Raw genomic sequence first — 14,580 nt, forward strand, 5'->3', positions numbered from 1 at the left:
AAATACGTATCCAAAATCTAAATGCAGATTTTGGATACGTATTTTTCTAGGTCAGAGAACCTTTTGTCTCAGACTCGCTCAAAAGTTTATGTAGTTTAGCGTATGCCTAACTTTACGATATTCAAGTTATTCTTCTGTAGATTACGCCAAATGTCATTCCTCGATTTGGTCTTCTCCACAAAAATGCCCTTTTTCTCTAATTGTTGGATTACCTTGTTTAATACATCTTTATTTTCTTGCAAATGGTATCACTCCAATCGCCTTTTCAAAAACTATCCCGTTTATATTTTTTCTATAGGTTCACTTTAACACAAAAACGTTGATAAAAATACCCCTTTTCAAAAAAAATTCTGGTATTTACGAATTATTTTTTATATTTGGTCCTTGTAAACGGTTTAAAACCGAATATTATACGCAAAAAAGGACTATGTAGCGAAATTTTGTTATAATTTAAAGACATGAAAAGAAGGAGTGATTTAAATGGCCATATCCAAGGCAAAAAAAGCACGAATAAAGCGTGTCCGTGAGGGAGGATTAGATCCAACAATTCATAGGAGTGTTTTTGCAACAATCGATTTGCGAACACAACGAACAAAAACAAAACAAGAAAAAGTAAACCAAAAGAAATACAAGCAATCTTATTCCGACGATGGACAAGAATGCTTGTATTTTTGTACCTGCTTATTTTAGATAGCCGTCCTCTATTCTTACCACACGATCTACTAAATCTAATACACGTTCATCGTGCGTAACCATAATAGCCGCCTTGTTATTCCGTTTCACTTCTTCTGCGATCATTTGCACAACTTTATGTCCTCGACCCGCATCTAAACTCGCGGTCGGTTCGTCTGCCAAAATAATATCTGGATTGTTCATAAGTGCCCTTGCAATTGCTACTCTTTGCTTTTCACCACCTGATAAGCTCTCTGGATAATTGTGCGCTCGCGAGCTTAGGCCTAGTTCCTTAAGCAATATGTCCGCTTTTTGTCTCGCTTGACCACCACGATTTCCTGCCAATTCAGCAATGAGTAGTAGCTGGTCACGAATGTGTAGATAAGGAATGAGATTAGCACCTTGGAAGATGAATCCAACTTTATCAAGACGAATCTTTGTCAATGCTTTTCCAGAAAGTCCACTTAGCTCGGTGCCACCTATCGCGATTTCCCCAGCAGTTGGTGATAGTAAAGCACCCGCAATGGATAAAAAAGTACTTTTCCCTGAGCCTGATGGACCAACAATAGCTACGAATTCTCCCTGCGCGACTTCTAAAGATACATTCTTCAAAACTTCTACGATTTGATCTCCATCTTGATAACTTTTTGAGATATTTTTCATACTTAATGTCATTAGATTGCCCTCCCGATTGCTTCTAGTGCATCTACTTTAGCCACACGATATAGTGATAACATCGAGCCGGCCACCGCGACGATGAGAAAGAGTACTGAGCAGCCAATTGCGAGAGCAGGGTCAAGTGTAAACGGCATACTGGCAGGTAAAATAGCAGCAAGTCCGAATGTTAAACCATTGCCGATTGCTAAACTGACAACCGATAAAAATAGAACTTGACTAATAATACTCCTTCCAAGATAGGCGGTTCCTGCACCCACTGCTTTTAACACGCCAAATTGATTAATTTTTTGGATTGTAATAACATAGAAAAATGCCGCGAGGACGAAAGCTGCGATAACAAACAAGAAAGCAATCATCATGAGCAGCGAGCCTTGTTCTTCAGAATAGCCTGGTATGCCTTGGAGAACTTCTTTACTGGATGCAAGTTCGAGTTTTCCAAGCGTCAAACTTTCGGCCTTACTTTCGGAAATATCAAGTGCAACAGCGGTATATTCGCCTTGTGCGGCCTGATTCGTTTGGTGAATGAGACTCCAAGCATCCCAGCCCACGAAAATAACTGGCGAGTGACTAAACGTGTTATTTTTTGTGAAGCCTGTTATCCTAAACTGCTGACCGGTAGCACTGTCTTTCATGTTGCTGTTTAGTGTATACCCTGATTCCTTGAGTGAAATATCGGCTATTACTTCATTTTCAGCTTTCGGTGCCATCCCTTCTGTTATCGTTGGTTTTATAAAACTGCCTTTATCCATACCAAAATAAGTGATATCCGTTTTTTTGTCTTTTTTCGGTGGCGTAATCGTTCCCATTTGCACACCAAGATTCGCGCTCTCTTTTTTGCTTAGTTGCTTTGTAATTTCTTGCGTTTCGGATGCGGTTAAATTCGAGCGGGTTAAGCGGTTATCTGAGTCTTTCTGCAACACGTAATAAGTTGCGGGACTTGATGAAATCGCGGCTCCATTGTCATTTGCAAGACCGTTTGCTAGGCCAGTGACAAATAACACCAACCAGGCAATCAATACCATGATTAAACCGATTAAAAAGTAGCGTAATTTTGCGTGTTTCAATTCTCTTAATGCCAAAAACATTCCGTTCAACTCCTCCTAAGATCTTACGCTTAGTTTAATGGAGTATTGTAAACGGAATGTGAATCGGATTTTACAAATTAATTTTTGGCAAAGTGACAATAAATGTCGTGCCTTGTCCTAGCTTACTTTCTACAAAAATGGTGCCATTATGCAGGTCGATAATTTTTTTACTGATGGAAAGACCGAGGCCACTAGAATCTTCTTCGCGTATCCGGCTCTGATCGGCTTTGTAGAATCGACTGAAAATATGTTCCTTATCTTTATCGCTTATTCCGATACCATTATCAGCTACTTCCACGACGACTTCATTGGCTTTTTCATACAAATGGATCTTAATAGTCCCGCCTTTTGATGTGAATTTCATCGCGTTCGTCAATAAATTCGACCAAACTTGATAGAGGAGCTCGGCGTCTCCGGTGTACATCACGCCCTCGAGTTCAACATCCATTGTCAGCTCTTTTTCACGCCAGCTCCATTCTGTCATCTGTAATAATTGACGCCACTGCGCTTCTAGTTGGAACGTTTCTTTTTTTCGTAACGTTGCTTCTTGATCTAGTGATGCAAGCGTTAATAGCTGCTTCGTCAAGGAAGATAAGCGCATTGTTTCTTCTGATAAAACGGCTAAATATTCCGCCCGTTCTTTTTCTGTCAATGTTTCTGAGCGTAGTAATGTCGCAAAACCTTGCATGGATGTGAGCGGTGATTGTAATTCGTGCGAGACATTCGCCACAAACTCCTGACGCGCAGCCTCTGATTTCTCGAGTTCGCTAGCCATTTTGGAAAAAGATGCTGCCAGCTGGCCTATTTCATCCTTGCGCCGAACTTGTAATGCTACATCATAGTTCCCTTTACGAATTTTCTTAGTCGCATTAGTCAATTTTATAATTGGGCTCACTATGTACCTACCACTAATAAGCACAAGTAAGATACTAATAATCGATGTAAACGTAAGAATCAGCGCGAAAAAAATGCGCAACTCTCCAAATTGCTTTTCTGGATCTTGCCTTAGAAAAAGTGCCTTCGTTTCTCCGTCCGTTTTGATTGGTACACCAATTGTATTGCGCACATCATTATCAAAAAATCCTGTGATGAAGAACCCTGTTTCGAACGTATCAATACCATGATAAGTTTCACTAGCTAGCACTTGTTGCACTGTTTTTTCTGGCAAATCATTTTTCCTGAATTCGCCACCAAAATAGTTGGACTCCATTTTACCATCTGTTAGGAATAATTCGTAGCCCAATGCGCCGACACTTTGAAGGTAACTATCTAGTGAGACAGTTTCATTTTCTTGATAAAACGATTGGATTTCACGAGCCATTTCGGTTACTTTTTCATCGTTAAACGGCTTTAATTTCACTTGATAGTAAATATTAGCAAAGAGGAATCCGAGTAGGCTACTGGCAAGAATAACAACGAGCATCGTGACGACAATACGAATATAGAGCGTTTTCATATCGTTTCCTCAAGTTTATAGCCAACGCCACGCACGGTTGTAATTTTTATACCGTTTTTATGCTCGTCAAAGTGGTCTCGTAAACGTTTGATATGTACATCTATCGTGCGGTCGCTACCATCATAATCACGTTGCCAAATCCGTTCGATTAATTCTTCTCGTGTAAAAATACGGCCTGGATAACTTGCCAGTTGGTAAAGTAACTCGAATTCTTTTACCGGTATCATGATTTCGCGTTGACCGACTGTGATGCCATAACTTTTTTGGTCAATCGTAATATTACCGATTTTAATTTTTGATTCGCTTGATTGATTGGATCGGCGTAACAATGCCCGGATTCGGAAAACCAGTTCTTGAGGCTCAAATGGCTTGGTGATATAGTCGTCTGTTCCTACTTCAAAACCCCGCGCTTTATCTACAAGCGCATCTTTGGCAGTCAACATAATAACCGGTATTTCTGGATAGCTTTGGTGCATTTTTTGACAAAGTTCGAACCCATCCATTTTCGGCATCATAATATCAATGACAGCCAGATGTACGTGTTGGTTATCAACAATCGTTTCGGCCTCAGCTCCATCACGTGCTTCCAAGACATGAAACCCCTCTGTACGAAGACAATGCCCGATTAGTTGGCGAATGTGCCGATCGTCATCTACTACTAGAATCTGTTTCATCTTGTCACTCCTCTCCTTTAGCTACATCATACCAAAAACCATGTCGCACTTAACTAGGCAACGTGGTTTATTAACATTACAGCACTTTTTCTAAAAAACTAATCGTACGTTCGTGTTTTGGTGCGTCAAATACTTGCTCTGGTGTGCCTTCTTCCACGATATAACCGCCGTCCATAAAAATCACGCGATCACCGACCTCTTTTGCGAAGCCCATCTCATGTGTGACAACCATCATCGTCATACCTTCTTTCGCCAAATCCTTCATAACCCCTAAAACTTCACCGACCATTTCGGGATCGAGTGCGGATGTTGGTTCGTCAAAAAGCATGATATCTGGATTCATCGCAAGTGCTCGTGCAATCGCCACACGTTGTTTTTGCCCACCAGAAAGTTGACTCGGTAAAGCATCAGCTTTATCTGCTAGCCCAACACGTTGCAAAAGCGCAAGAGCATTTTTTTGTGCGTCTTCTTTGGACTGCTTGCCAAGCTCAGTTGGAGCAAGCATGATATTTTTCAAAACAGACATATGCGGGAAAAGATTGAAATGCTGAAATACCATACCAATGTTTTCGCGGACTTTATTAATATCCGTTTTCTTGTCTGTGATTTGGTAGTCATCAACAATCACATCGCCTGCTGTTATTTCTTCGAGCTTATTCATGCAACGCAAAAATGTACTTTTACCAGATCCAGATGGACCGATAACACAAACTACTTCGCCTTCTGCTACTTCCAGATTGATTCCTTTTAAAACTTCATTCGTACCAAAGCTCTTCTTTAGATCGGTTACTTTTAGTTTAGTCATTATTTACCCTCCGTTCCATCCAGTTCGATAGTTTCGTTAAGGCGGTGATGACAATCAAGTACATGATTGCGACAATCAGCCAAATAGTCGATGATTCGAATGTACGAGCGATGATAATTTTACCGGATTGAGTAAGTTCAACAAGACCGATAACACTCATGATTGACGTATCTTTCAACGTGATAACAAACTGATTGATGAACGACGGAATCATGACGCGAACCGCTTGCGGGAGAATAATTTTAATCATCGTTTTGCCGTATGGTAGGCCAAGTGAGCGACCTGCTTCCATTTGACCTTTATCAATAGCTTGGATTCCGCCGCGAATAATTTCAGTAATGTAAGCTCCTGCATTTAAACTTAGCGTAATCACTGCTGCAACGGTAGCATCCATTTTAAAGCCCATTGCTTCGGGAATACCAAAATAGATGAAGAAAGCTAAAACGATTAATGGAATACCGCGGAAAATATCAACGTAAACTGTTGCAATACCACGTAATAATTTGCTGCGACTTACTTTTAAGAATCCAAACAAGAGACCTAAAGCAGCTGCGAAAACAAGAGAAATAAGCGTTAATTTAATTGTGTACCAGAGGCCTAAAAGTAATGCTGGTAGGCTTTCAATGAGCAAATCCCAGAATGATTGAGGTTTTACATCGCTACCAATATAGCTGTCCAAAATTTCTTGATATTCCCCACTTGCTTTAATATTTGTCAAACCAGCATTGAATTTCTTAAGTAACTCTTGGTTTTTGCCTTTATTCACCGCAAAACCGTAAGAATTTCCTTTTTCTTTTTCTGTGACAATATCAAGACCATTTCCTTGTTTCACGCCATAAGCAAGCACAGGATAGTCATCGAAGCAAGCAACAGAGTTCCCTGTTCTAACATCTGCATACATACTTGCAGAATCATCGAAAGGTACAAGTGTATAGCCGTATTTGTCTTTATTAGCATCCGCAAAAGCGTAGCCTTCTGTTCCCGTCTTGACAGCGACTTTTTTGCCGTGTAGATCTTCGTAAGATTTAATCGAATCGTCACCTTTTTTGATGGCCATAACGATGCCGGACTCAAAATAAGGATCAGAGAAATCAAATTTTTGTTTGCGTTCATCCGTGATACTCATACCCGCGATAACGCCATCCACTTGATTACTTGTCAGTGCTTGAACTGCCGCGTTAAAACCTAGTGGCTTTACATTGTATTGAAAATCTTGATCTTTGGCGATAGCTTTTAGGATGTCCATATCGATTCCAACTAGCTCGCCTTTTTCGTTCTGAAATTCAAACGGGGCAAATGTTTCATCCGTTCCGATTTCATATACTTTCTGCTCTACTGCTTGTGCATTTGGCACAAAGCTACCTGCGACCATTGCGAACACTGCCATGAATGATAGCAGTAAAAATAGTATTTTCGTTTTTTTCATTTTTTCCTCCCCATTTTGCAAGTATGTATATAAAATGTTCCTTTACTTTTGATGCGGTACAAACATAACACTTTCTCGATTTTATCATAATGTAACCTTATTGAAAATACCCAATTCAGATAAGGTTAAATGGACATCATAAGAAAACCTCGGAATAATAGCGCTATTCCAAGGTTTTTTAATCATTTTTAAAATTTTGTTAGGCTTCAATTGCCCCATACGTCTTTAGCAATGGCTACAACGTGCGCTAACTTCGCCCATTGTTCATCTTCCGTAAGTATGTTCCCTTCTTCTGTCGAGGCAAAACCGCATTGTGGACTTAGGCAAAGTTGAGATAGCGGCACAAATTCAGATGCTTCTTTAATTCTTGCTTTAATTACTTCTGGGTCTTCTAGCGTGCCATTTTTCGATGTGACAAGGCCAAGAATTATTTTCAAATCTGGTCGCTTTACGTAGCGCAATGGAGCGAAATCACCAGAACGATCATTGTCGTATTCTAAGAAGAAACCATCAATATTAAGGCCGCCAAATAGCGTTTCGGCCACTGGCTCGTATCCTCCTGAGGCAATCCATGTCGAACGGAAATTGCCACGACAAATGTGCATCGTAATAACCATATCATCCGGCTTTTCGGAGATTGCTTCATTGATTAGATTTTTATACGTCTCTTGCAATGTATCTGGATCAAAGCCACGTGCACGGACGACTTCTCGCTGCTCGTCAGAACATAGATAGCTCCATGATGTATCGTCTAGTTGCAAGTAACGACAACCCGCATCATAAAAAGCCTGAATCGCCTGCTTATACGCGTTCGCCAAATCTTGAACAAACAGCTCGTTGTCCGCCAAGTACGGCGCGTATTCCATATCCCCCCGATAATGCAACATCGCCGGGCTTGGAATCGTCATTTTGGCAACGGCATCCTCTCCCGCAATGCTATGTAAAAATTGATAATCTGCAATCATTGGATGATTACCGAACTTAATTGGCGCGACAATTTTGACAGAATGTGTCTTTGTTTGGACATTAGCGAACTGAATACCGTCCTGCGCGTCGTATCCTTCCACGCCATCCAAACCTTCTAGGAAATCAAAATGCCACCAAGCACGGCGGAATTCGCCATCCGTCACAGCTTTTAGTCCAGCTTCTTTCTGCTTTGCTACGATTGACCGAATTTCAGCATCTTCTATTGCACGTAATTCTTCGGCTCCAATCTTGCCCGCCGCCTTATCCAACCTCGCCTGTTTAATCGCTTCTGTTCTCAAAATACTACCAACTTGATCTGCTCTAAATGGTGCTTTTCCCATACTCTCCACTCCAATCTTGAAATTTGAAAAAACCGAACCCGTTTCACCAGGTTCAGCCTTTTTATCCTATGCTTCCGCGATTACTTCAATTTCAATATCTGCATCATTCGGCAATTTCGCAACTTGAAAAGCGCTACGTGCCGGGTAATCCCCTTCAAAAAACGATGCGTATATCTCATTGACCGCCACAAAATTACCAAGATCCTTGAATAATACCGTTGTTTTGACGATTTTATCGAGACTTGAGCCGCCAGCTTCTAATACCGCTTTAATATTGGCAAATGCTTGCTTCGTTTGTGCTTCAACGCCAGCCGCCATTTCACCGGTTGCCGGATCAATGCCCAATTGCCCCGATGCATAAATAAAGCCATTTACTTTCACTGCTTGAGAATATGGTCCCAACGCTTTTGGTGCTTGATCTGTGTGAATAATCTCTTTTGTCATGTATAAATCCTCCTAGTTATGGTTTATGTTAGTATTGTATGTTAATTCAGATAGTTTTGCAATCTTTAAATAGGTAACTTCTCTCGGAAATTATGCCAACGCTCGATAATAAGCTGTTGAACCTGCCCCGTAACATCGTGTACATTGGACATAAACACTTGAATCAACAGATAAATACCAACAAACGTAATCACTGCCACCAGCAAGAACACCAAAAGGCTAATCCAATAAACGTCTACACGCGACTTTTCATAGTGACCAATAATAAAATACATAATGGCAAATGGCAAAAAGAATAAGGCGACAAAACAAAGCAATATAGAAAATAACACTGAACCGAACAACGTCAAGATAATTGAAATAATTAAAACAACGAGCGGAAAAGTAATCATGCCACCAATACCCGCAGCACTCTTCATAAATGTCACTTCTTTAATGCCCATCACATATCGAATCGCAGCCCAAGCAACTGTAATATTCAACAACATCAAAATCAGCATGTAAATAAAAACCTGACCTGACGAAACGAAAATCGCAGTAACTATCTTTTGGATGATGGGATACTCCTGTAATGAATTAACTATTACCCCTTTCATATTCCAGCTGTATTGCAGCGAAAGCCCAATCACAAATAAAAGTACGTGAAGCAAACCAAAATACCCCTTCTCTTTACTAGCCTGCATACTCGTTCTTACAGGACGCGCAATCGTCATCCCCACATATGAAACATAATCACGAATCATCGCTAAACCCCTTTCTTATTTCAATATGATATAATTATAACTTATCCACCAAAGATTAACACATTTAAACTGTTACTTTACTAGAAAAATGAGGAGGAAATCATGTTTATCAAATTACTAATTATCTACTATATAGTCATCAATAGCATCGGTTTTGCATCAATGGGCATCGATAAAAGAAAAGCCGTGAAACATCAATGGCGTATCCCCGAGTTCACGCTTTTACTGTTTGCATTTCTCGGTGGTGGTATAGGCTCTTGGCTCGGTATGCATCTTTTTCATCACAAAACACACAAGCTAAAATTCACATGGAGCGTTCCTATTTCGGTTGCGCTACACATCGGGATTATCATTTACCTCCTGACTTACTTTAAGTAACGAGCCTATCTAAGCAGAGAAGTTGTATTCCAAACCCATTATCCTTTAAAATAGACTTATTCGAGAGGGGTTTTTGACTATGAGTTTTAATCTTATTTCTGTGGAAGAGCTAGAAAATCGTTCTGCTGAAAATATTATCGATGTACGAGATACAGCCGATTTTAACGCCGTTCATATTGAAGGTGTCCGCAATATCCCGCTAATCGGCCTGCCAAATTTCATCGAAGAACTAAATCCAAATACGATTTACAGTATTATTTGCTATTCTGGAAATCGCTCTATGCAAGCATGCGAATACTTAAGTGCACGCGGTTATCAATGTGAAAATGTCGTTGGTGGCATGAACGCTTGGCTTAATAAATAAAGCTGAATTAGTATCAACAAAGAGGTACGCTCTGTCCATAATGGATAGACGCGTACCTTTTTGCTTTGCGTTATTTTTTCTGACCGATTCGACTCACCAATTTGCCAAGTTCCATCAAGATTACAGCACCAAGAGCAAGCCCTGCCGCTATTCCCCACTCATTTAAGCCAAATGATTCTGGAATGGAGAAGACTTCACGCGCACCTGGAAGTATCGTGATACCATAAAGTACAAAACATACCAAGACCGCGTAGATCACGTATTTATTACTAAAAAATCCTGCTTCGAAAGCCGTTTGTTTATTCGAACGTGCCGCAAAAGTTTGCAACGTACGAGCTAAAATTAACGTCGTAAATGCCATCGCGACACTAATTTCAGGCGAATGTTGCAGCCCGATATATTGCGAAATGATAACCGCAACGCCAATCAATGTCCCCCGAGTCACAACCGCCTGCATCGTTCCACCCGCAAAAATACCTTCTTTAATATTCCTTGGTTTGCGCTCCATTACATCTGGCTCCGCTTTTTCCATTCCGAGTGCAATCGCTGGCAAGGAATCATTCACCAAGTTGATAAATAGGAGTTGTAGTGCCGTAAATGGATTGATCCAATCAAATACTAAAGCAAAAAGAATCGCAATGATCGCACCTAAATTCCCTGCAAATAAGTACGCAATCGCCTTTTTAATATTATCAAAAACAGTACGGCCAACTTCTACCGCGCTCACAATTGAAACAAAATTATCATCCGTCAAAACCATCGCTGAAGCATCTTTGGCAACATCAGTTCCACTTCCCATTGCCACACCAATATCAGCTTGTTTCAAGGCCGGTGCATCATTCACGCCATCGCCCGTCATAGATGTAACTTTGCCTTTTTTCTGCCAAGCCTTCACGATGCGGATTTTATTCTCAGGAGATACCCGTGCATACACGGAAATATGCTCCAGTTTTGCGTCCAGTTCTTCTTCCGTTAATGCGTCCAGCTCCTGACCAGTTAACGCGATGTCATCTGGATCCATCAAGCCAATATCGCGCCCAATCGCTTGCGCCGTTGTCTTGTGATCTCCGGTAATCATCACCGTACGAATCCCCGCTTTTTTCGACTCCTCAATTGCCGCGTAAACCGCTTCACGTGGCGGATCAATCATTGCCGTCAAACCAACGAGCACCAAATCATGCTCATCATCCAAATCAACATCAACTTGCGAGCCATCCAAACGCTTATACGCATACGCCAAAACCCGCAACGCCTGATTCGAAAAATCCTCATTCGCCTGCATCAAGCGTGCCTTCAACTCTTCCGTCAACGGCTGCTCCTTGCCATCCAAAAACACTTGGCTACAACGCGCAAATACGACATCCGGTCCACCTTTTGTCAGCATCGCTTTTTGCCCATCAAACGTATGCACCGTCGACATCAACTTCCGCTCCGAGTCAAACGGAATCTCCGCCTCACGTAAATAACGCTCCCTAATTTCGTTATAATCCTTATTATTCTTATTACTAAAAGCAATCAAAGCAACCTCTGTCGGATCCCCAAGTTCAAGCCCTTCCTCATTGATGTTCGAGTCATTACAAAGCACCGCGATATGAATTAAACGACGCTCCCCTTCCGACCACATATCTGGTGTATTTGGAAAAACTTCTTGCGTCCCGTCCGGCAAATAATAATCCACTACCGTCATCTTATTCTGCGTCAACGTCCCCGTTTTATCGGTACAAATAACACTCGTTGAACCAAGCGTCTCAACCGCCGGCAGTTTTCGAATAATCGCATGCCTTTTTGCCATCTTGTTCGTCCCAACCGACAACACAATCGTCACAATCGATGACAACGCCTCCGGAATCGCTGCAACCGCAACTGCAACTGCAAACATAAAGGCATTCAAAATCGCTTTCGTCATATCGCCACTTCCGTCACCAAACCAAACACGCCCAGCTTCAATCGCAAAAATTAAAATACAGAGCAGCAAAATCCCAATACCTAGTTTCTTACTAAAGCTCTCCAATTTTCGCTGCAACGGCGTCTGTTTTGCCTCCGCGCTCTCCAACAAGCCAGCAATTTTTCCAATTTCCGTATCGCCACCTGTACCAGTCACGACAAAAGCACCGCGCCCGTAAACCGCCAAAGCACCACTAAAAACCATATTTTTTCGATCCCCAAGCGCCACTTCCTCAGAAATCGCGCGGATATGTTTCTCAACCGCTTCGGATTCCCCCGTCAGCATTCCCTCGTCCACTTTAAGCGAGCCACTTTCGAAAATCCGGCCATCCGCTGGCACAAAATCCCCAGCATCCAGTAAAACAATATCACCGACAACAAGTTCCCGCGCCGCAATCGTCAACTTCTCTCCGTTACGAATTACCTTAGCCTCAGGTGCTGACATCTCCTTGAGCGCATCAAGCGACCCTTCCGCCTTACGAGTCTGCACAACACTGATCACAGAATTCAGCAACAACACTGCAAAAATAATTAGCGACTCCACAACCTCACCAATCAAAATTTGCACAAGCGCTGCGGCAAGTAACACAATCACCATTGGATCTTTAAACGTTTCCAAAAACAGTTTCCACAACGGATCCCGTAACTTATCTTTCAATTCATTATAACCATCCCGTTCCAACCGTTTCGCAACTTCCGCTGTCGTCAAACCGGTTTTTGCAGACGTTTCTAGCTCTTCTAGTACCTTATCTGCTTCTTCCTGATATCTCTGCATCCCTAAACACCTCTTTTTTTCCAATATACTATTCATTATACCCAAAAAACACTATTTTCAAATCAAAAAACCACGAAATCCCAAAAAATCAGGATTTCGCGGTCTTTAGCTATTTACGATACTATTAAATTACTCTTTTAAATCCGACATCTTCGCCTTGCCCATCAAGAGCATAGTCACAAATGCCAAACTTAGCGGTATGAGCGTCCACAAGAACGTCTGTGCAATCGAGCTACACAAAACTTCGGTCACTTTATCCAAAATTTCAACCGGAATTTTGGCACGTAGTTCTGGTGACAAAATCGCGCGACTATCCATATGTTGAAACATATCCGGTACCCCGTTAGCAAACAGGTTACGCTGCACCACGCCATAAATCGTAATCCCAACTGTCATCCCAAACGAGCGAATAAAGTTGTTCGTAGCACTCGCTGTTCCCCGCTCACTCGGATTGATTTTATACAAGCTTGCCGTCCCCAGAATCGAGAACGATGGACCAATCCCAACACCTAACATAACCATGTAAATCGTTAACATGTAACGTGGCGTATCTGGAGTCAACGTCCCAAACAAAATCGTTGTAACAAACGTCAAAATCCCTGCACAAATCATAATCGAGCGGAAACTAAAGCGATTCGCCAAATTCCCCGAAACGGCAGCCATCACACTCGTACCAACCATCATCGGCAAAAGCAATAAGCCTGAATTCGTCGCCGTTCCACCATCAACGCCTTGCACGTACAGCGGGATATAAATCGTCGCCACCATAAATACACCACCATATAGCATCCCCGTCAGCACTGTCCCCAAGTAAACGTTTCGCTTAAACAAGTAAAACGGTAAAATCGGATCTGCGACGCGACGCTCCACAAAAATAAGCACAACCATCGCGACTACAAACAAAACAAATAAGCTCAAAATCTGCACAGAATCCCATGCGTATGTTTGCCCACCAAGCTCTAAACCAAACATCAAAGCAACTGTCCCACCAACGAGGAAGAACGCTCCCAACCAATCAATTTGAGCTTTATTATGTTTTGGTGACTCTTTATAAAAAATACTAATTAAAAATAAGGCCACAATACCAATCGGCACGTTAATATAGAAAATCCAATGCCAACTAATGTTATCCGTAATAAATGCGCCTAGTAGCGGCCCAACAACGCTTGAGAGTCCAAACACAGCACCGAACCAACCGCCGACGCTCGCTCTTTTTTCTAGCGGCAATACATCCCAAATAATCGTGAACGCTATTGGCATCAAAGCACTACCACCAATTCCTTGAATCGCTCGGTAAATCGCCAGCTGCGTCATCGTCTCCGCTGTTCCACAAAGAATCGAGCCAATTAAAAATAATATAATTCCGAACACATAAAATCGTTTCCGTCCATACATATCCGATAATTTTCCGAAAATCGGCATTCCCGCCATTTCCGCAACTAAGTACGCTGATGTAATCCAAACATACTTATCAAGTCCCCCTAAATCCCCTACGATTGTACCCATACTTGCCGCAACAATCGTGTTGTCAAGAGAAGAAACAAAGATTCCAAGCATGAGCGCTATCAATACCGGAACTATTTTCGTCTCTGTTTTTGCCATTTCCCTCACCTTTCTCGACTATAACCATGTATAATAGAGTTGAGCACACCAAAAGTAAATCAGCAACAAACATTCACCTTCCACAAATTTTACATACTTCCTGCTTTCACCAATATGCGGAATACAGATGCTTTCGCTCGATTTACATAAAGCCCAGTTTAACTCCTACTCGAAATTTATCACAGTTCGTCTTCTTAATTTAACACTGTTAAATTATATCTTGATTA

At 41.6% G+C, this 14,580-nt stretch carries 15 protein-coding genes; 3 read left to right on the forward strand and 12 right to left on the reverse strand.

The annotated features are described in order from the left end of the window. Positions 1 to 95 precede the first annotated feature (95 nt). Complete coding sequence (locus R8925_RS03380; protein ID WP_181676135.1) at positions 96 to 242, reverse strand: Lmo0850 family protein; 147 nt, start codon at positions 240 to 242, stop codon at positions 96 to 98. A gap of 238 nt (positions 243 to 480) precedes the next feature. On the opposite strand from R8925_RS03380, the gene R8925_RS03385 reads away from it, so the two are divergent. Continuing rightward, entirely contained in the window at positions 481 to 690 is a 210-nt protein-coding gene (locus R8925_RS03385; RefSeq protein ID WP_430534515.1) for a hypothetical protein, read from the forward strand. Here the strand turns inward: R8925_RS03385 and R8925_RS03390 are convergent. From R8925_RS03390 to R8925_RS03430, 9 genes are all read right to left on the reverse strand, one after another. After that, entirely contained in the window at positions 682 to 1,347 is a 666-nt protein-coding gene (locus R8925_RS03390; protein WP_430534516.1) for an ABC transporter ATP-binding protein, read from the reverse strand. The two genes, R8925_RS03385 and R8925_RS03390, sit on opposite strands and share 9 nt — an antisense overlap. Beyond that, positions 1,347 to 2,435, reverse strand: coding sequence for an ABC transporter permease (locus tag R8925_RS03395; protein WP_430534517.1), 1,089 nt, complete (start codon positions 2,433 to 2,435; stop codon positions 1,347 to 1,349). Before R8925_RS03395 ends, R8925_RS03390 begins: the two co-directional genes overlap by 1 nt. A gap of 70 nt (positions 2,436 to 2,505) precedes the next feature. Then, positions 2,506 to 3,891 carry a sensor histidine kinase gene (locus R8925_RS03400; RefSeq protein WP_430534518.1) on the reverse strand — a complete coding sequence of 462 codons (1,386 nt, stop codon included), beginning with the start codon at positions 3,889 to 3,891 and terminating at the stop codon, positions 2,506 to 2,508. Continuing rightward, positions 3,888 to 4,565, reverse strand: coding sequence for a response regulator transcription factor (locus R8925_RS03405; protein ID WP_430534519.1), 678 nt, complete (start codon positions 4,563 to 4,565; stop codon positions 3,888 to 3,890). The genes R8925_RS03400 and R8925_RS03405 overlap by 4 nt, the downstream gene beginning before the upstream one ends. Before the next feature lie 76 nt (positions 4,566 to 4,641). Next, positions 4,642 to 5,370 carry an amino acid ABC transporter ATP-binding protein gene (locus R8925_RS03410; RefSeq protein WP_430534520.1) on the reverse strand — a complete coding sequence of 243 codons (729 nt, stop codon included), beginning with the start codon at positions 5,368 to 5,370 and terminating at the stop codon, positions 4,642 to 4,644. Next, positions 5,363 to 6,796, reverse strand: coding sequence for an amino acid ABC transporter substrate-binding protein/permease (locus R8925_RS03415; protein ID WP_430534521.1), 1,434 nt, complete (start codon positions 6,794 to 6,796; stop codon positions 5,363 to 5,365). The genes R8925_RS03410 and R8925_RS03415 overlap by 8 nt, the downstream gene beginning before the upstream one ends. 206 nt (positions 6,797 to 7,002) lie before the next feature. Then, positions 7,003 to 8,103, reverse strand: coding sequence for a 5-methyltetrahydropteroyltriglutamate--homocysteine S-methyltransferase (locus tag R8925_RS03420; RefSeq protein WP_430534522.1), 1,101 nt, complete (start codon positions 8,101 to 8,103; stop codon positions 7,003 to 7,005). Positions 8,104 to 8,169: 66 nt separating this feature from the next. Continuing rightward, on the reverse strand, positions 8,170 to 8,547 hold the full coding sequence (locus R8925_RS03425; protein WP_430534523.1) for a RidA family protein: 378 nt from the start codon (positions 8,545 to 8,547) through the stop codon (positions 8,170 to 8,172). 65 nt (positions 8,548 to 8,612) lie between these two features. Beyond that, on the reverse strand, positions 8,613 to 9,290 hold the full coding sequence (locus tag R8925_RS03430; protein ID WP_430534524.1) for a DUF6574 domain-containing protein: 678 nt from the start codon (positions 9,288 to 9,290) through the stop codon (positions 8,613 to 8,615). Between the two features lie 102 nt (positions 9,291 to 9,392). Here R8925_RS03430 and R8925_RS03435 point away from each other — a divergent pair, with 102 nt between their 5' ends. Both R8925_RS03435 and R8925_RS03440 read left to right on the forward strand, forming a co-directional pair. Beyond that, positions 9,393 to 9,668, forward strand: a complete 276-nt coding sequence (locus tag R8925_RS03435; RefSeq protein ID WP_430534525.1) for a DUF1294 domain-containing protein — start codon at positions 9,393 to 9,395, stop codon at positions 9,666 to 9,668. Between the two features lie 79 nt (positions 9,669 to 9,747). Next, positions 9,748 to 10,032 (forward strand): rhodanese-like domain-containing protein, encoded by a 285-nt coding sequence (locus R8925_RS03440; protein WP_430534526.1) that lies wholly within the window; start codon positions 9,748 to 9,750, stop codon positions 10,030 to 10,032. A gap of 70 nt (positions 10,033 to 10,102) precedes the next feature. On the opposite strand, the gene R8925_RS03445 is transcribed toward R8925_RS03440, so the two are convergent. Together R8925_RS03445 and R8925_RS03450 are read right to left on the reverse strand one after the other, a co-directional pair. Then, the gene (locus R8925_RS03445; RefSeq protein ID WP_430534527.1) at positions 10,103 to 12,751 is read right to left on the reverse strand and encodes a cation-translocating P-type ATPase; all 2,649 of its coding nucleotides are present in this window, start codon (positions 12,749 to 12,751) and stop codon (positions 10,103 to 10,105) included. Positions 12,752 to 12,880: 129 nt separating this feature from the next. Further along, entirely contained in the window at positions 12,881 to 14,353 is a 1,473-nt protein-coding gene (locus R8925_RS03450) for an MDR family MFS transporter (RefSeq protein WP_430534528.1), read from the reverse strand. Between the last annotated feature and the right edge of the window lie 227 nt (positions 14,354 to 14,580).

It is taken from the genome of Listeria rocourtiae subsp. hofi (assembly GCF_963575615.1).
In the GTDB taxonomy this organism is placed as follows: Bacteria; Bacillota; Bacilli; order Lactobacillales; family Listeriaceae; genus Listeria_A; species Listeria_A hofi.